Source organism: Nonomuraea sp. 10N515B (genome assembly GCF_052245915.1).
GTDB lineage: Bacteria > Actinomycetota > Actinomycetes > Streptosporangiales > Streptosporangiaceae > Nonomuraea.
Genome location: NZ_JBQQBQ010000012.1, coordinates 1 through 16,891, shown reverse-complemented (window position 1 = coordinate 16,891; position 16,891 = coordinate 1). Strand labels below are relative to the sequence as shown.

At 69.0% G+C, this 16,891-nt stretch carries 14 protein-coding genes; 5 read left to right on the top strand and 9 right to left on the bottom strand.

The window, feature by feature from the left end; genetic code table 11:
- Positions 1-107: 107 nt before the first annotated feature.
- The 3 genes from ACTWQA_RS19615 to ACTWQA_RS19605 are packed head-to-tail and all read left to right on the top strand — an operon-like array spanning position 108 to position 3,941.
- The gene (locus ACTWQA_RS19615; RefSeq protein WP_443160626.1) at positions 108-1,649 is read left to right on the top strand and encodes a sugar ABC transporter ATP-binding protein; all 1,542 of its coding nucleotides are present in this window, start codon (positions 108-110) and stop codon (positions 1,647-1,649) included.
- The gene (locus tag ACTWQA_RS19610) at positions 1,649-2,734 is read left to right on the top strand and encodes an ABC transporter permease (protein WP_443160625.1); all 1,086 of its coding nucleotides are present in this window, start codon (positions 1,649-1,651) and stop codon (positions 2,732-2,734) included. The genes ACTWQA_RS19615 and ACTWQA_RS19610 overlap by 1 nt, the downstream gene beginning before the upstream one ends.
- 52 nt (positions 2,735-2,786) lie before the next feature.
- Positions 2,787-3,941 (top strand): substrate-binding domain-containing protein, encoded by a 1,155-nt coding sequence (locus ACTWQA_RS19605; RefSeq protein WP_443160624.1) that lies wholly within the window; start codon positions 2,787-2,789, stop codon positions 3,939-3,941.
- Here ACTWQA_RS19605 and ACTWQA_RS19600 read toward each other — a convergent pair whose 3' ends face one another.
- Genes ACTWQA_RS19600 through ACTWQA_RS19585 form a run of 4 tightly spaced genes read right to left on the bottom strand, consistent with a single transcriptional unit; the run spans position 3,942 to position 7,822 of the window.
- The gene (locus ACTWQA_RS19600; protein WP_443160623.1) at positions 3,942-5,117 is read right to left on the bottom strand and encodes a cytochrome P450; all 1,176 of its coding nucleotides are present in this window, start codon (positions 5,115-5,117) and stop codon (positions 3,942-3,944) included. It abuts the gene before it with no gap.
- Entirely contained in the window at positions 5,114-6,655 is a 1,542-nt protein-coding gene (locus ACTWQA_RS19595) for a CYTH and CHAD domain-containing protein (RefSeq protein WP_443160622.1), read from the bottom strand. The genes ACTWQA_RS19600 and ACTWQA_RS19595 overlap by 4 nt, the downstream gene beginning before the upstream one ends.
- A gap of 52 nt (positions 6,656-6,707) precedes the next feature.
- Positions 6,708-7,055 carry a VOC family protein gene (locus ACTWQA_RS19590; protein WP_443160621.1) on the bottom strand — a complete coding sequence of 116 codons (348 nt, stop codon included), beginning with the start codon at positions 7,053-7,055 and terminating at the stop codon, positions 6,708-6,710.
- Entirely contained in the window at positions 7,052-7,822 is a 771-nt protein-coding gene (locus ACTWQA_RS19585) for a trans-aconitate 2-methyltransferase (protein WP_443160620.1), read from the bottom strand. Before ACTWQA_RS19585 ends, ACTWQA_RS19590 begins: the two co-directional genes overlap by 4 nt.
- A gap of 57 nt (positions 7,823-7,879) precedes the next feature.
- Between ACTWQA_RS19585 and ACTWQA_RS19580 the strand changes: the two genes are divergently transcribed.
- Positions 7,880-8,386 carry a MarR family winged helix-turn-helix transcriptional regulator gene (locus ACTWQA_RS19580; RefSeq protein ID WP_305921089.1) on the top strand — a complete coding sequence of 169 codons (507 nt, stop codon included), beginning with the start codon at positions 7,880-7,882 and terminating at the stop codon, positions 8,384-8,386.
- A 187-nt stretch (positions 8,387-8,573) separates the two neighbouring features.
- Here the strand turns inward: ACTWQA_RS19580 and ACTWQA_RS19575 are convergent, their stop codons facing one another.
- The 3 genes from ACTWQA_RS19575 to ACTWQA_RS19565 form a co-directional block, all read right to left on the bottom strand.
- Positions 8,574-10,721 (bottom strand): zinc ribbon domain-containing protein, encoded by a 2,148-nt coding sequence (locus ACTWQA_RS19575; RefSeq protein WP_443160619.1) that lies wholly within the window; start codon positions 10,719-10,721, stop codon positions 8,574-8,576.
- A gap of 469 nt (positions 10,722-11,190) precedes the next feature.
- Positions 11,191-13,038: an ABC-F family ATP-binding cassette domain-containing protein gene (locus ACTWQA_RS19570; RefSeq protein WP_443160618.1), complete on the bottom strand. Its 1,848-nt coding sequence runs from the start codon at positions 13,036-13,038 to the stop codon at positions 11,191-11,193.
- A gap of 358 nt (positions 13,039-13,396) precedes the next feature.
- Entirely contained in the window at positions 13,397-14,299 is a 903-nt protein-coding gene (locus ACTWQA_RS19565; protein ID WP_305921091.1) for a 4-(cytidine 5'-diphospho)-2-C-methyl-D-erythritol kinase, read from the bottom strand.
- Positions 14,300-14,665: 366 nt separating this feature from the next.
- On the opposite strand from ACTWQA_RS19565, the gene ACTWQA_RS19560 reads away from it, so the two are divergent.
- The gene (locus ACTWQA_RS19560; protein WP_443160617.1) at positions 14,666-15,424 is read left to right on the top strand and encodes an arginase family protein; all 759 of its coding nucleotides are present in this window, start codon (positions 14,666-14,668) and stop codon (positions 15,422-15,424) included.
- Here the strand turns inward: ACTWQA_RS19560 and ACTWQA_RS19555 are convergent.
- The gene (locus tag ACTWQA_RS19555; protein ID WP_443160616.1) at positions 15,397-15,996 is read right to left on the bottom strand and encodes an NlpC/P60 family protein; all 600 of its coding nucleotides are present in this window, start codon (positions 15,994-15,996) and stop codon (positions 15,397-15,399) included. The two genes, ACTWQA_RS19560 and ACTWQA_RS19555, sit on opposite strands and share 28 nt — an antisense overlap.
- Positions 15,997-16,298: 302 nt before the next feature.
- A complete protein-coding gene (locus ACTWQA_RS19550) occupies positions 16,299-16,736 on the bottom strand; it encodes a hypothetical protein (RefSeq protein ID WP_443160615.1) in 438 nt (145 codons plus the stop codon).
- Between the last annotated feature and the right edge of the window lie 155 nt (positions 16,737-16,891).

The window sequence follows — 16,891 nt, the reverse complement described above, 5'->3', positions numbered from 1 at the left end:
CGGCAACAAATACCGCCTCAACTATTGACCAGCATACTGGTCGATGTACAGGATTCTGTTCGTGCCGGTGAATGGTCATCGGCCGGAAGATCCCTTCGGAGCAATCCGTGCATGACGCTACCGACGACGCGGCATCCAGTCCGCTGGTGACCATCCGGGGCCTGCGCAAGCGGTTCGGCGGCACCCTGGCACTGGCCGATCTCGACCTCGACATCCACAAGGGCAGCGTGCTGGCGCTCCTGGGTCACAACGGCGCGGGGAAGTCGACGCTCATCAAGATCCTCGCCGGCGTCTACCGCGCCGACGAGGGCCGGGTCACCGTGGCGGGACACTCCCTCGGCACGGGCGCCGCCTCCGCCGAGATGTCGTTCATCCATCAGGACCTCGGCCTGGTGGAATGGATGACGGTGGCCGAGAACATCGCCCTCGGCACCGGCTACCCGCGCAGCGCCGGGCTCGTCTCCTGGCGGAGGGTCCGCGAACGCTGCGCCGAGGCCCTCGGGATCGTCGCCGGTCACCTGCATCCGGACACGCCGGTGGCCGACCTCACCCGCGCCGAACGCTCCCTCGTCGCCATCGCCCGCGCGCTGTCCACCCGGGCCGGGCTCATCGTCCTCGACGAGCCCACGGCCAGCCTGCCCGCCACGGACTGCGCGCGGCTGTTCGACGTCCTGCACACGCTGCGCGACCGCGGGCACGGCATCGTCTACGTCAGCCACCGGCTCGACGAGGTCTATCAGGTGGCCGACCGCTTCGCGGTCCTGCGCGACGGCCGCCTCATCAGCCAGGGCCACCTCGCCGACCACGGTCCCGACCGGCTCGTGCGCGACATCGTGGGACATGAGCCGGAGAGCCACCGGCCCCAAGCCTCCCGGACCCCCGGCGACACCGTGCTCCGGCTCACCGGCGTCACCACGCGCGGCGCCGGGCCGGTCGATCTGGATCTGCGTGCCGGGGAGGTCCTCGGCATGGTGGGCCTCACCGGCGCTGGCCACATGGAGCTCGGCCGGGCCCTCGCCGGAGCGCGGCCGCTCCTGGGCGGTGAGGCGCTGCTCGACGGCAGGCCGTACCGGCCCGGGTCGGTAGCCTCCGCCGTCGACGCGGGCATCGGATTCGTCACCAGCGACCGCCATGAGGAGGGTTGCGCGCTCGAACTCACCGTGCGGGAGAACTTCCTGGCCAACCCCCGCGCCGGCGGCCTGTCCGCACTGCGCTGGATCAGCCCGCGGCGCGAGCGCGCAGACGCGACGTCCCTGGTCGAGCGGTTCGGCGTGCGGCCCGCCGATTCCGAGGCGCCGATCGCCACCCTGTCGGGCGGGAACCAACAGAAGATCATGATCGGACGCTGGCTGCGCATCAGCAGGCGCGTGGTGATCCTCGAAGAGCCGACCGCCGGTGTGGACGTGGGCGCCAAGGCCGAGATCTATCGCCTGCTCGACGGCGCACTCGCAGAAGGACTCGCCGTCCTGCTCATTTCCACCGACTTCGAGGAGATAGCCAACGTGTGCCACCGCGCCCTGGTGTTCGTACGCGGCACCGTGACCGCCGAGCTGAGCGGCGACGACCTCACCGTCACCAAGCTCACCCACGCCGCCTCGGCCATGCCCGCTTTGACTGGGCCCGCTTTGACCGAAACGGTGGGCGAGTGATGGCGACCGGCACCGCACGGTCCGCGGCCGGCCGCCTGCGTGGTCACCTGATCGGCACGTACGGCCTGCTGGTCCTGGCCGTGCTGCTGTTCATCGGGTTCTCCCTGGCACTGCCGGGCACCTTCCCGACCCTGGCCAACGCCTCGTCGATCCTGTCCAACCAGTCGATCCCGGCCATCCTCGCGCTAGGCGCGATGATCCCCATCGTCATCGGCAAGTTCGACCTGTCGATCGGCTACGGCCTGGGGCTCGCCCATGTCATGACGATGCAGCTCATCGTGGGCAACGGGTGGTCCTGGCCGCTGGCCTGCGCCGCCGTCATCCTCGGCGGGGGGATCGTCGGCGTGCTCAACGGCCTGCTCGTGGAGTTCGCCCAGATCGACTCCTTCATCGCCACCCTGGGCACCGGCAGCGTCCTGTACGCCCTCACCCTCTGGAGCACCGACGGCGCCAGGATCGTCCCGGGCCCGCAGGGCCTGCCTCCGGCCTTCACGGACCTGTACGACTCCAAGCTTCTCGGCCTCCCCGTGCCCGCCTTCTACGTGCTGGCCCTCGCCGCCGCGCTCTGGCTGCTGCTCGAGCGGCTGCCGCTCGGCCGCTACCTGTACGTCATCGGCTCCAATGCCCGCGCCGCCGAACTCGTCGGCATCCCCACCCGCCGCTACGGCATCCTCGCCTTCACCGGCTCAGGGTTGGTGGTCGGCTTCGCCGGTGTCCTGCTGGCCTCGCAGCAGCAGATCGGCAACCCGAGTGTCGGCATGGACTACCTGCTGCCCGCGTTCGTGGGCGCCCTGCTGGGCTCCACCGCGATCAAGCCGGGCCGTGCCAACGCCGCCGGCACCGTGGTCGCCGTCGCCATCCTGGCCATCGGTCTGGCCGGCATCGGACAGTTCGGCGCCGCTTTCTGGGCGACACCACTGTTCAACGGCAGCACCCTGCTGCTGGCGGTCGGCCTGGCCGGCCTCTCCGCCCGCCGCAGGCTCCGCGCAGGCGCCACCGCCACCCGCCGGCCGGCGCCCGACAGGGCGGACGACACCGCGGGTGCGCCGTCATCGGCCGCTGGATCGACGCAGAGCCTCACGTAGCCCGCGCCCTCACCCCAGGCCCCCTGTTCCGCATGCCGTCAAGGAGTTCCCCATGCCGCACCTCACTCGTAAGGAAACCCTGCGAGCCCTGGCCGCCCTGGCCGTGGTCACCACGTCGGTCACCGGCTGCACCCGCGGGTCGGAGACCGCCGCCGCCACCGCCGCCACCACGTCCTCGCAAGCCGGCTGCCCCACCGTCCTCGCGGCCGCGAAGACGGCGGTCGAGCAGGCCGAAGACGTGAACGCCCCCTGGGTTGGCCCGGACGGCGGCCCGAAAGCGGTTGCGGGCAAGAACATCGTCTATGTCGCCCAAAGCATGACCAACCCTGGCGTCGCCGGCACGGCCGAAGGCGTCAAGGAAGCCGCGCAGGCCATCGGCTGGCAGGTGCGGATCATCGACGGACAGGGCACCCCTGCGGGTATCCAGGCGGCGCTCAGCCAGGCCGTCGCCGTCAAACCGGCCGGCATCGTCCTGTCCGGCTTCGACCCCAAGTCGACCGCCCAGCAGGTGGCGCAGGCCGAAGCCGCGGGCATCCCCCTCATCGGCTGGCACGCCGTCGCCATGCCCGGCCCGAGTAAGGACCCCAAGCTCTTCACCAACATCACCACGAAGGTCGAGGACGTCGCGAAGATCAGCGCGGACTGGATCATCAGTCAATCGAACGGCCGGGCAGGCGTGGTCGTCTTCACCGACGCCTCCATCCCCTTCGCCAAGGGAAAGTCGGACCTGATCAAGAAAGAGCTCGCGACCTGCTCCGGCGTCGAGCTCCTCTCGGAGTCGAACATTCCCATCCCCGACGCCAGCACCCGCACCCCGCAGGAGGTCTCCTCCCTGCTGTCCCGCTTCGGCGACAAGTGGACGCACTCCGTGGCCATCAACGACCTCTATTTCGCCGACGCCGCCCCCGCCCTGCGTGCTGCGGGCAAGCAGGGCGTGGACGCTCCGTTCAACATCGGCGCGGGCGACGGCGACCCGTCCGCCTTCCAGCGCATCAACAGCAAGGCGTTCCAGGCCGCCACGGTGCCGGAACCGCTGGCCGCGCAGGGCTGGCAGATCATCGACGAGTTCAACCGGGCCTTCTCCGGCGAGCCCGCCAGCGGCATCGTCGCACCTGTCCACATCACCACGGCCGCCAACAGCGACGCCGGCTCCTCCTGGGATCCGAAGGGCTACCGTGAGGCGTACCGGAAGCTCTGGGGCAAGTAGTCACCAGGTGACGGGCAGTTTCGCGAACCCGTCGGCGATCCTGCCCACCGTGCGCGGCAACTCCGCGGCGGGGACGGTCAGCCGCAGCTCTGGGAAGCGCTCGAACAGCCTGCTGAACACGGCGATCAGCTCGACTCTGGCCAGGCTGGCGCCGATGCAGAAGCGCGGCCCGTAGCCGAAGCTCAGATGCGGGTCCGTTTGCGGACGACTGATGTCGAACACGTCAGGATCCGGATAGACCCGCTCGTCCCGGTTGGCCACGCCTGGAAGGATCACCACCGCCTCGCCCCTGCGGATGGTCCGGCCGTCGACCTCGACCTCCTCGTGGGCGTACCTGGGCAGGCCGTGCAAACTCGTCACGACCATGCGCAGGATCTCCTCGACCGCCCCCGGCGCCAGCCCGGGATCGGCCTTGAGGAGCTCGAGCTGATCAGGGTTGGACAGCAGGAGCAGCACGCCGAAGTCGATGCGGTTGACCGTCGTCTCGTGCCCGGCGAACAGCAGCCCGCCGGCCAGCTCAGCGATCTTGCCGTCGTCGTCCAGCTCGCCCGCCAGGTCGGACAGCACGTCCTCGCCCGGCGCATGCCGCTTGCGCTCGATCAGGCCCGCCATGTACGCGCCCAGCTCCTCGCGGGCGGCCTGGCTCTTCTCGGGGTCCAGCATGTCGCCCATGCGGCTCGACACGCCGCCGAAGTAGTCCCTGTCCTCGTACGGCACGCCGAGCAGCTGGCAGATCACCAGCACCGGCAGCGGGAAGGACAGCTCGGCGTGCAGGTCCACCGGCGGCGTCAGCTTGGCGATGTGGTCGAGCCGCTCGTCGACCAGTGCGCCCACGTGCTCGGTGAGCGCCTTCATGCGGCGGGCCGAGAACGACGGCATGAAGAGCTTGCGCATGCGGTCGTGCTCGGCCTTCTCCGTGGTGATGTCGCCCTGCGGCCCGCCCAGCAGGGCCGAGGCCGACAACCGCGCGGCCTTGTCCGGCTCCGGATGCGAGCGTCCCAGCCTGCTGTCGTTGAACAGCTTGCGGGCGTCCTCGTAGCCGCTGACGAGCCAGACCTCGTCCCCCATGCGGGTGCGTACTTTGGCGATGCCCTCCTTGACCCGAAGCTCCCGGTAGGCCGGGGGCACCTCGAGGAGGTTGCTGCGTTCGAAGGGAATGACCGGAAGATCGCTCATAGAAGCATCCCGACTGCTTTGACAGTTTCCGCCCATACCCTGGGGAAGTCGGCGTGTGCCCGGTCTGCGATGTTGCGTTCTATCCCGACCAGCAGCCCGTATGTGAAGGTGTCCTCACCTGCCTGACGGGCGCTTTCCGCCTCCTTCGCCAACGTTTCCTGTGCGACCACGCCGTCCTGGTGCGTCCCCAGTACTTCCTGGATGTCCTCGGACAGCTTAGCCAGCTTGGCCATGTTCCTGCCGAGAGTGGGTTGCAGCGCTTCGGCGGTGTAACGGGCGCGTTTGGCCGCTTTGCGCACGTCGTGCATGGCGATCTCGCGGCGTTCGGGGTCCTCGATGGCCTGGGCGAAGTCGTACGCTCTGGTCACCCTGTTCCAGCCGTCCGCGGCGATGGCGCTGAGCCGCTCCTGTGCCGGCTTGGCCGCCGCCTTGCCCAGGTTCGGCTCGGCGATGAGCTCGTCGAGCGCGTTGAGGAGCGCGTAGTAGCGCTCGCCGCTGAGCGCGTCCTTGATCCGCAGGTACGACTCCTCCTCGCGTTTGAGGAGGTCCGAGCCGAGCCTGGTGTGGATGGGGCCGATGATCAGCTCGGGGGCCACGCGGGCGAGCAGCTTGGCGAACCTGGCCCTGGTCACCTCCAGGTCGCGAGCCTCGCCGAGCACGTTGCCGAGCCACTGCAGCTCCTCCTGGAGCTGCCCGGTGTCGACGACCACGGACTTGAACGCCTTCAGCGCGCTCCGCAGCCGGCGGCACGCCACGCGCATCTGGTGCACGGCGTCGTCCTCGGCCCGGCGTACCCGGGGATCCTGCGAGAGCAGGGCGGACACCTGGCTCGCCAGGTAGTCGACGACGGTCTCGCCGGCCGACCCGGGTACGGTGCGGGCTCGGGCGGGTGGGGCGGGTTCGAGCAGCTTGGCGAGTTTGCTGGTGGCATCAGAGGGAGTGGCGCCGGCCTTCCTGAGCCGTTTGCCGACCTTGGCCAGCAGCGCCTGCCTGGTGTCGTCGAGCAGCTCCGCCTCGACCTCGCGCCACCGCACGACCTTGACACCGGCGTCACCGTCTCCCGCGGCTCCATCCTCGGCTGGTTCGGCGGTTTTGTCTTCGGCCGAATCGCGCGCGTAGATGGTGCCCTTGACGCGGTCGTCCGCGATCTCGACCAACATGGTCCCACCGTCATGCAGGACCGTGACGCTTCTGCGGGTGTCCAGCTCGGCGACCACCTGGAGATCGGCGCCCCGGGTGTAGGCGCGGACGAGTTCGGCGAGTTCAGGAGGCACGATCTTGGTGCTGCGGGTGAGCGGATGAGTGATCTCCTGCCGCACGCCCTTCGCCTTGGGCAGCTTCAGGTGCCAGCCGGCGTCGTTGCCACCTCGTCGCCGCCTGAGCGTGACGCCTCGGGCGGCCAGCCGCAGGTCGGGCGTGTCATAGTAAAGGGCCACGAGCTGGTAGCTCTTCGGGCCTGCGACATCGGCCAGGCGGCTCAGGTCCGGAATCACATAATCCTGCGGAACGTCGAACTTGTCCTCGATCTCGATGCCCACTACGCCTCACAAGTGTCCGATTTCGGACAATGATGCCACCGTTAGGTAAACATCACACTAATTGCAGGAGCTCGATTCTGTTCCCGACCGGATCGGAGACATAGATCCGCCGATGACCTGGGAAACGGTCATCAGGGACCGCGTCAGGAAGCTTGGCGACGTACGCGTCGAGGTCGTCCACCAGGAAGGCCGGATGGGCCTTGCGTGCGGGCCTGAAGTCGTCCTCGATGCCGAGGTGGATCTCCACGCCGTCGCCCCTGAACCAGGCGCCGCCACGTTCGGCGAGTTTCGGCGGCTTTGACACCTCACGCAGACCGAGCACCCCCGCGTAGAAATCTCTGAGGAGTGGCTCGCTGCCTTTGGGCGCGGCGAGCTGGACGTGATGCAGCGCTTTGATCATTTCTGGGCCACTACGAAGATCCTCCTGAAGGGGAAGGGCGTGCCGTAGCGCCTGGCCGGATACGCCTGCGCGAGTGGCCCCGCCAGATCGGCCTTGAACCGCCGCTGCTCGTCCGGGTCCAGCCGATCGAGCAGCGGGCGCAGGGCGGTGCCGGAGACCCAGTCCAGCACCGGGTTCTCACCCTGGAGCACGTGCACGTACGTCGTCTCCCAGGCGTCCACCTGAGTGCCGCCCTGGTTGAGCAGGTCGAGGTATTCGGCGGGGTCGTCGACCGGGTTGCCTCTGATGACGTCGCTGAGCTTGTCGGACCAGGTCGGCGAGGCACACAGCTCGCGGATGGCGACGTGGCTCGGCGCGTCGAAGTTGCCCGGCACCTGAAAAGCCAGCCAGCCGCCCGGAGCCAGCTCCTCCATCCAGTGCTCCAGCACGTCGCGATGGGCGGGCACCCACTGGAGGACGGCGTTGGAGACGATCACGTCCATCGGCCGGTCCGGCCGCCAGGTGGCCACGTCGGCGACGGCGAACCTGGCGGAGGTCTCGAGCTGACGCGCCTTGGTGATCATCGCGGGCGAGGAGTCGAAGCCCTCGATCGTCGCGTTGGGCCAGCGATTGCCCAGCTCGACGGTGAGCTCCCCGCTGCCGCAGCCGGCGTCCACGACATAGTCGGGCTCGACCGCCCCCACTCTGGAGATCAGCTCGATGAACGGCCGCGACCGCTCGTCAGCGTAGACCGCGTAGGTTACCGGGTCCCAGATATCTCTTGACATGAAGATAATTGATATCGAGAGATATATCTCGATGTCAAGACAGTACACTTCTGTGTCATGACGGAGGATGCGAGAGACGAGGTCGACCGCCTCGTGGCGGCTTGGCGAGCGGAACGCCCCGACCTCGATGTCGAGCCGCTCCAGGTGCTCTCTAGAGTGTCACGACTCGCCAAGCATCTCGACAGGGCCCGCCGTGCCGCGTTCGCCGAGCACGATCTGGAGCCCTGGGAGTTCGACGTGCTGACGGCGCTGCGGCGCGCCGGAAAGCCGTACGAGCTCAGCCCCGGGGCGCTGCTCCGTGCCACATTGGTCACCTCGGGGACCATGACCAACCGTATCGACCGCCTCGCCCAGGCGGGGCTCGTCCGCCGGCGGCCCGATCCCGAGGATCGGCGCGGCGTGCTGGTGTCCCTGACGGACACGGGGCTGGCCCGCGTCGACGCCGCCTTCGCCGACCTGCTGCGGCGGGAACATGATCTGTTGTCCGGGCTGGAGCTGGGCGATCAGCGCGCCCTTGCCTCTCTCCTCCGCACGCTCCTCGCCCCCTTCGACTCTCCCCGCTGATCTGCGCCGTTATCCCGGCCAACGATGCGCTCGTAACGGCGAGGACTCCGTGAGCCTTCACGGCTGGCCACGCCATACGGAAACCAGCGTTGGCGCGACCGTAGGGGAGCACGACGCACGGCGCACGGACGACGCACGGACGCAGGGCTCACGGCTCACAGCTCATGGACGACGCAGGGCTCACGGCTCACGGCTCACGGCTCACGAGGACGCACGGCTCACGGGCGCAGGGGCGCACGGAACCAGGGGCGCACGGACACAGGGGACGCGACCGCACGGACGCAGGGGACGCGACCGTCACAGGAAGAGATGGGCGAGCGTCTGCGATTCCCTGTATCTGCCTGAGCATTTCCGGCAAATCGGGCGGGCGTGGCCGTGGCGGGCCGTCTGCGTACTGTCCCAGGGGGAGTACGGGGGTGGCCGCGACGCGGTGGAAGCCGGTCCGCTGGTGAGGATCGCGTGCAAGCCCTGCACGTCCCGCGGGTGGGCGGGTCGTCTGGGGTGCTTGGCCCGCCGGACGCTGTCCACCCCTGTTGGGGGGTGGGGCGGGCACCGTGCGCCGGTCGGGCACACGGCTGGAGGTCATCGAACTGTTCTTCGGGGTGCGGGTGGGGCGTTTCGGGGTGGGCCGGTTCTTGGCTCTGTCCCGGGCGGCTGGTCGGGGGTGCAGGTCGGTTCGGGTACGGTGGGCTCGGTGGGCGGCCCGGGTCGCCTTACGAGGGCGGCGGGCGCGGGCCACGTTCCCCTCCACCACCGCGGCGATACTGCGGGTCCCGGTGGTGCGGTCGGTGCGGGTAGCCTCCTGGCCGAGCAGGCCGCGCGCGAGGATGCGTTCGGCCGCCGCCCAGTCCCGATCACACGACAGCCCGCAGGCCGGGCACCAGGCCCACGCCCAGCCTCGCTCGGCGAGCCGGTCCGGGGCCGGGCAATGCCGCAGCATCGACGTGCCGTCGCCGCAGCGGGGGCAGTATTTGGAGGTGCCGCGCGCGGGGACGGTGACCACGGCGATGCTGTGCTTGGCCGCCAGGTGCTGGATCGCGTCCACGATCTGCCCGCGCACCTGCCCCGACAGCCGCGCGTTCGCCCGTCCCCGCCGCCCGCGTGCTTCCAGGGTGGCCAGGTTCTCCAGATAGATGACCGTCGCCCCGGCGGCGAGGGCCTGGTCGACTGCCCAGCGGGCCGCCGACCAGGCCAGCGCCTTGTTCAGGTGCCGGATGCGCGCGCACACCCGCTCATGCTCGACGCTGATGACCTCATACGCTGCGGCCAGCGCGGGGAAGCGGGGATCGGCGGGAGTGATACCGGCCAGCAGCCGCTCCTGGTGTTTGCGTTTGGCGGCCAGGTGCTCGCGCTCGGCCCGCAGCCGGTGCAGCTTGGCCGACACGCCGCTCGCGTCGTAGGCCAGCGGCCGCCCATCGGTGACCACCCGGCCCTCGGCCGTCAGATACCCGACCGCGCCGGTCAGCAGCGTATGGATGCCCCAGTCGAAGCCGCACCCGATCACATGACCGGTGGCCGGCGCGAAGCCGATCGGGATCTGGAACGGCAGATCCACACGCACCCGCCCCTTGACCACCCGCAGGGTAGGGGCGCACAACTTCGCCTCCGCAGGCACCGTCGGCGGCAGGGCGATCGGCAACACATGCCAAGCCCAATCCCTGGCCGAGGCCGGGGACGCGGTCAGGGGCAGCTTCACCCGCAACCGGGCGCCGTGCTCACCGGTGCGCTCCAAGGTGGCCAGTTGCCGGTCGGCCGCGGCCAGCACGATCTGCGCCGCACACGCAGGAGGCCCCTCCAACTCGGTCAGATCAGCCGGCAGCACACCGTCGTGCGCGTCACGGTAGGCGCGAACCTGACGCGTGCGATTACGGATCTCCGCCGCGCCTGCCCCATCCGGCAGCACCGCCCGCAACGCCGCCCATTCCGCCTCGGTGCGCCTGCCCGGCTCGCGCGGCCAGGTCGCCACGATCGCCGCCACCAGCTCGCGGCGGTGCAACGCCAGCCGCAACAAACGGGCCGCCTGCTCCTGCGCACACCGCAGCACCCGATCACACACATGCACGCCCGCAGCCGGACTCACGCCCCAGCCCAGCCTACGCACAGCCATCCAGCCCTTGGCCGGCAACACCCGCCCGTCCAACCCCACCCCAGACGCCAGGGCATCCAGATCCGCCGCACTCCACCGGCCGGCCACGATATCGGCGGTCAGCTCCCCCGCCAGGCCGGTCAACCAGGCCACCCGCTCGGCCAGCAGCGGCTGCGGGACGACCTGACCGGTCTGCTCCACGATCGCCCGATGGGCGGTACAGGTCGCCGTCGCGGTGAGCCTGCTCATGCACCCACCACCGCCCCCGCCTCGCTCAGGCCGAGTCTGACCAGTCGCACCGGGATCGGCCGGCATTCGGCCATGCTCGACGACCGGCACGCCCGCATACCCGGCACCCCCAGCCCGCTCCGGCCTTCACCGTCAGTGACCGTAAGACTACCAACATTTGGCCCTGGCGGGTAGAACAAGTGAACGACTTCATGCCCACCTCACCCTCACCTGCCTGGCCAGAACCGGGCACTGCCCGCCGCATCGCGGGCGTAAGGGCTCACCTCAGCGGCGTCGCCAGACGACCAGATCGGCGGGCACCTCACCAACGCCTACCGGCCGGGCTAGATGATCACGCACGGGGTCTGACTGTCGCCTCCAAACCGAAGAGCGCCACCACGAGATCACGGCAGACGCTTAGGCTTTCATAGCGAATATGACAAGCAGTCCATACCCTGGGGGGAGATCGCGCCAGAAGGCGCCGGTGAGGTCAGTCGCCGAGGCGGTCGGCCAGGTCGAGCCACTCCGATTCGACAGTGTCCTTCTGGGCCGTGATCTCGCGTAGTTCGGCGTCCAGGGCGCCCAGCTTGGCGTAGTCGCTGGCCGCCTCGGCCATGGCGGTGTGGAGGCGGGCCTCCTGGTCGGTCAGCCTGTCGAGCTGACGTTCCAGGCGGTTGAGCTCCTTGCGGAGCTCCCGCTCCTCCTTGGTCGACAGCCCGGACGGCAGCTGGCCGGACGCCGGCCCTGCGGTCGGACTCGGCCTTGGCCCGCCACTGACATCGGCAGAAACGGACACGCCGCCCGTCGCGGTCGCGGAGGCCAGGCGGGCGGTCATGGCGGTGCCCGCCGCGCGTCGTTCCAGGTATTCGTCCACCCCGCCGGGCAGCAGCGACAGCCTGCCATCGCCCAGCAGCGCGACGGAGCGGTCGGTCACCCGCTCCAGGAAGTAGCGGTCGTGGCTCACCAGGATCAGCGTGCCGGGCCAGCCGTCCAGCAGGTCTTCCAGCTCGTTGAGCGTCTCGATGTCGAGGTCGTTGGTCGGCTCGTCGAGCAGCAGGACGTTGGGGTCGTCCATGAGCAATCTGAGCAGCTGGAGCCGGCGGCGTTCGCCACCGGACAGGTCGCCGATGACCTTCCACTGCGCGTCACCGCGGAAGCCCAGGCGTTCGAGGAGCTGGGAGGCGGTCCATTCCCTCTTGCCGAGCTGGAGGTATTTGCGCACTTCCTCGACCGACTCCAGCACCCGCCGCGTCGGATCGAGCTCGGCCAGCTCCTGGGACAGGTGCGCGAGACGTACGGTCTTGCCCCTGACCACGCGGCCGGAGTCGGGCTTGATCGTGTCGGCGAGCAGCCGCAACACCGACGACTTACCTGACCCGTTGACCCCGATCAGCCCGATGCGGTCGCCCGGCCCGAACTGCCACGTGCAGCGGTCGAGCACCAGCGGCCCGGTGCCCGGCCCGCCCGCGTGCAGGGTGATGTCCTCGAGGTCGTACACGGTCTTGCCCAGCCGTGCCGCGGCGAACCGCATCAGCTCGACGGCCTCTCGCGGCGGCGGCTCGTTCGCGATCAGCGCCTGGGCGGCCTCGATGCGGAACTTCGGCTTGGATGTGCGGGCGGGCGGACCGCGGCGCAGCCAGGCGATCTCCTTGCGCATGAGGTTTTGGCGGCGGTCCTCGGCGGCCTGGGCGATGCGCGCCCGCTCGGCCTTGGCGAGCACGTAGGCGGCGTAGCCTCCTTCGTAGCGCTCGACGCGCCCGTCCACGACCTCCCACGTGCGGGTGGAGACGGCGTCGAGGAACCATCGGTCGTGCGTCACCACGAGCAGCGCGCTCTTCATGGCCGCCACATGCCCGGCCAGCCACGCGATGGCCTCGATGTCGAGGTGGTTGGTGGGCTCGTCCAGCATGATCAGGTCGTGCTCGTCGATGAGCAGCTTCGCCAGCGCCGTACGCCTGCGCTCGCCACCCGACAGGTCGCCGGTCTTGGCGTCGAGGTCGAGGTCGCCGATGAGGTTGGCCAGGATCTCCCGAACCCGCTGATCCCCGGCCCACTCGTGCTCGGCCATCCCGCCCATGACGGTCTCTCGTATGGTGGCGGCCGGATCGAGGGTGTCCTGCTGGGAGAGGAAACCGACCCGCAGTCCACGGGTGTGCGTGACACGACCGCTGTCGGGGCGCACATCTCCCGCGATGACGGACATCAGGGTCGTCTTGCCGCCCCCGTTGCGCCCGACGACGCCGATCCGCTCCCCGGCCTCAACGCCGAGGGACACGTCGCTGAGGAGCGGCTTAGGCCCGTAGGCATGGGAAACCGACTCAAGATTGACCAGATTCATGACTTGTCCAGGGTATAGGCTCCCCGGCCACACCCCGTCCGCCCTCGATGCGGCCCAACACAGCCCCGAGGCACCGCATGGCAGGCAAGGGTCGCTGGGCCGGCCCAGCAGGCACCCCCCGAAAAGGGCCTGGCGCGGCAGACACCCCCGACAAGGCCTGGCGCGACAGGCACCCCGACAAGCAGACAGGGTCGACGTGCGCACGAACCACGGCGGATTGCTCGCCTCAGGAGCTGATCCGTCGCCTGGGATGGCGGAGCCGGCCGGAGGCCACCGGATCGCGGTGGTGGGGCGAGTCCTGCGTTGATGTGGTGCGGTGGGGCTCGTGCGTTCTTCCGGGCGGTTGGTGGAGCACCGATCAGATGAGGGTGGCGCCGCGGACGGGGCCGTGGGCGGAGACGGCGGTGTGGGTGGCGCCCGTGGTTGTCAGGCTGAGGGCCAGATCCCGGGCGTGGAGGGCGTCGATGGCCAGGAAAGCGCAGGTGGGGCCGGAGCCGGAGACGATCGCACCCAGGGCTCCGTGCTGGCGGCCGGCGTCCAAGGTCGGCGCCAGCTCTGGGCGGAGGTTGAGTGCGGCGGGCTGGAGGTCGTTGCTCAGGTGAGCGCCCAGAGCGTAGGCGTCGCCGGTGCCCAAGGCCTCCAGGAGCGAGTCGTTCAGTTGGGGCCAGGGCACTTCGGCCGCCTCGGCGGCACGGAGCCGGTCACATTCGGCGTAAACACTGGGCGTGGACAGACCTCCGTCGGCCAGGGCGAACACCCAGTGGAACGTGCCGCCGGTGGGGAGCTCGCTCAGCTGCTCGCCCCGGCCGGTGCCGACCGCGGTGCCGCCGAGCAGGGAGAACGGCACATCACTGCCAAGATCTCCGGCGATCTCCATGAGGTCGTCGAAGGGCAGGCCCAGCCCCCAGAGCTCGTTGCAGGCGACGAGAGCTCCAGCGGCGTCCGCGCTGCCGCCGGCCATCCCGCCCGCGACCGGGATGGACTTGTGGATGATCAGGTCGGCGCCGTAGGTGCGTCCCGCGTGCTTGGCGAGCGCGCGGGCGGCCCGGATCGCCAGGTTGCTGTCGTCGACCGGCACCTGGTCGGACCATTTCCCGGTAACCGACACCGAGATGGACTCGGACTCCTTCGCCACCACCTCATCGAAGATCGACACTGCGTGGAAGACGTTGACCAGGTCGTGGTAGCCGTCGTCCCGGAGCGGGCCGACAGAAAGCTGCACGTTGACCTTGGCTGGCACACGCACGGTCACCGAACTCATCGATCTTGCGCCACTCTCATCACTTGCCGGGGTCAAGGACACTAGATGCTATCGGGGCACGCCGCCCTGACATGCGGTTCTCGCAATATGCCCCAGGGAACGGCCCATTCGCCAACACACAGAGTCAGTAGATGGGTGTTTGCCCCATGACTGACTGGTGACGAAGAGTAGCCTCACCGCCTTTGGTGGAGTCCGGGCTTCTTTCCTTCCGTTCGGTGCGGTACGGCAAGCTTGAGCGTGACATGGATGGGTTGGTGCTTGGAGGGCGCATTGTCGGAGGTCACGGTTGTCGAGGTGGCTCAGTCGTCAGGGTCCGGATCGCGGACGAGGGAGCGACTTCGGGAAGGGGCGCGGCTGGTCGCCGACATGGTGGAGGCCGATCGGCGGGTGCGGGTCGAGGTTGACGATGACAGCCTTGTGGTGACGGCTTCCCGGGTTCGAGCGGCGATTGCGGATGGGCGCGGGCTGGTGGTCGCTGTCGGTGGGGACTGTGGGGTTGAGCTCGAGCCAGTGGCGGCGGCCAGGAAGCGGTATGGGGATCGGCTGGTCGTGGTCTGGTTTGATGCGCATGCGGATTTGAACACGCCGAACTCCTCACCTTCTGGCGCTTATCACGGGATGGTTCTGCGGGCGTTGACCGGGGAGGGGCCTGAGGGGCTGGTGCCGGACACGCCCCTGGATCCGGGGCGGATCGTGCTGGCGGGCGTGCGGGATCTCGATCCTGCGGAGGCGGACTTCATTGCTGCCATGGGCATTCCCCTGGTGGATGCGGAGGCGGGAGGCGATGCTGCAGCCGTCGCGCTCGTGGAAGCGATAGAAGGTGCTGTCGCGTCCGCTTCCGCCGGTCCCGGTGACGCCGTCGTCTATGTGCATGTCGACTTCGACGTGCTCGATCCGGAGGTCTTCCGGAGTGTGGGGAGTCCTGCGCCAGGAGGGCTGCATCCTGAGCGGCTCCTGTCCTTGGTGACCGCCATTGCCGAGCGGTTCGAGGTGGTTGGGCTTGGACTCATGGAGTATGAGCCCGCCCGGCATGAAGATCGGGAGTTGCTGTCCGGACTCGTGGCCGGGTTGGTGAATGCCTGTGCCGGTCGGCGGGCTCAGCCTGGGCGTACGGCGCCTCGGTAGGCGGCGCGGTAGTAGGGCGATCTGAGAAAGTCGGTCTTCTTGACCACGTCGCCGGTCTTGGGGGCGTGGATCATTCGTCCTCCGCCCAAGTAGAGGGCGACATGGGTGGGGTCACCTGTGCCACCGCCGAAGAAGAGCAGGTCACCAACCCGGCGGGCGTGGGGTGCGATCCTGCGGCCCTGGCGGAACTGGGCGCCCGTGTAGTGGGTCAGGGTCACCCCCGCTCTGGACCAGGCGTAGAGGGTCAGGCCGCTGCAGTCGAAGCCTCTGGTGTTCGCTCCTCGGCCTATGCCGAGGGTGGGCCCTTTCGCTGACCCTCCTCCCCAGGAGAAGGAGACGCCTAGTTGGTCGAGCGCAGCGGAGGCCGCGATGGCGCCAAGGGTGGTCTTGTCCTTCCTTTCCCTCTTCGGTTTCTTCTGTCTTTTCGGCTTCGGTTCCTGCTCCTGCGGGAGCGAGATTTGGGTTGCCGTGTCGGGGCCGGCGGTGGGGACCGCTGTGCCGGGGAGGGGGGTGAACGTGGCGAAGAAGCCGCTCGTGAACGTGAGCGAGAGGAGGGCGAAGGGGTGCGTCATGGGAGGCCTTCCGGGGTCCGTCCGTGGTGGGTGGATGAGGAAGGCCAGCATCGTGCGGGGAGGCTGAGTGTCGAGGGGCAGAACGTGGTTCTGTGGAGGACGTTGGGTTTTCCACAATCAGGGGGTTGACCTGGGGTTTTAGGGCTAGGCTGCCCCGTGTTCGCCCGCTTGGCCCGCGAGTGGCCCGTCGTTTCCGTTTTCGCAGGTCAGGGCACGATCGATGATCGTTCCGCCGGACAGGGCCGCCTCGATCTTCGCGTTCGCGGCGTCTTCGCCGCCCTTGATCCAATGGGCGTAGGTACTCAGCAGGTTCGGATGGAGTGGCCCAGCCGCCGTGCGACCTCTGCAGGGTCCACGCCCGCCGCGATCAGCATGCTGGCGTTCGCGTGCCGCAGGTCATAGGGCCGTCTGGCGACGGCGGAAGCGTGCTCAGCGGGGCTCAGCGCGGCTTTGCGGGCACGTCGCCAGACCGATTGATACACCTGACCGGGCACTTTGCCCTGGTCGGGGCCGTCGTAGAACAGCCGTCCATCGGGAGCTGGGGGGTAGGTCAGCAGGTGAAGGCGCAGGATCACGACCAGTTCCGTGGGGATGGGAACGGGGCGGACCGTCTTGGTACTGCGGTGTTTGAGCCCGCGCGTGTCGTGTCGTTCGCCGTCGTCGGTCCACAGTTCGCCGACATCGGGGGAGGCACCTTCCAGGGTGATGCTGCCCAGCCGCCGCCCATGGGCAGGTGGCACTGTTGGACCTTCAGGTCCAAGACCCGAGCAATGATCGAAACCTGTGGATCTGACGGGAAGGGTGTACCTTCCCGAATCATCTGATCATGGTTTCGAGATAGGCCGACGCGCCAACGTCGGTCGGGAAGGCACACCCGTGCCGCTTACCGTAGTGC

What these genes read in the sequence shown, in the direction of transcription:
- ACTWQA_RS19610 (WP_443160625.1), top strand. Translation starts at nt 1,649, where the DNA reads ATGGCGACCGGCACCGCACGGTCCGCGGCCGGCCGCCTGCGTGGTCAC.
- ACTWQA_RS19605 (WP_443160624.1), top strand. Translation starts at nt 2,787, where the DNA reads ATGCCGCACCTCACTCGTAAGGAAACCCTGCGAGCCCTGGCCGCCCTG.
- ACTWQA_RS19600 (WP_443160623.1), bottom strand. Translation starts at nt 5,117, where the DNA reads ATGAGCGATCTTCCGGTCATTCCCTTCGAACGCAGCAACCTCCTCGAG.
- ACTWQA_RS19590 (WP_443160621.1), bottom strand. Translation starts at nt 7,055, where the DNA reads ATGATCAAAGCGCTGCATCACGTCCAGCTCGCCGCGCCCAAAGGCAGC.
- ACTWQA_RS19585 (WP_443160620.1), bottom strand. Translation starts at nt 7,822, where the DNA reads ATGTCAAGAGATATCTGGGACCCGGTAACCTACGCGGTCTACGCTGAC.
- ACTWQA_RS19580 (WP_305921089.1), top strand. Translation starts at nt 7,880, where the DNA reads ATGACGGAGGATGCGAGAGACGAGGTCGACCGCCTCGTGGCGGCTTGG.
- ACTWQA_RS19575 (WP_443160619.1), bottom strand. Translation starts at nt 10,721, where the DNA reads ATGAGCAGGCTCACCGCGACGGCGACCTGTACCGCCCATCGGGCGATC.
- ACTWQA_RS19570 (WP_443160618.1), bottom strand. Translation starts at nt 13,038, where the DNA reads ATGAATCTGGTCAATCTTGAGTCGGTTTCCCATGCCTACGGGCCTAAG.
- ACTWQA_RS19565 (WP_305921091.1), bottom strand. Translation starts at nt 14,299, where the DNA reads ATGAGTTCGGTGACCGTGCGTGTGCCAGCCAAGGTCAACGTGCAGCTT.
- ACTWQA_RS19560 (WP_443160617.1), top strand. Translation starts at nt 14,666, where the DNA reads ATGGTGGAGGCCGATCGGCGGGTGCGGGTCGAGGTTGACGATGACAGC.
- ACTWQA_RS19555 (WP_443160616.1), bottom strand. Translation starts at nt 15,996, where the DNA reads ATGACGCACCCCTTCGCCCTCCTCTCGCTCACGTTCACGAGCGGCTTC.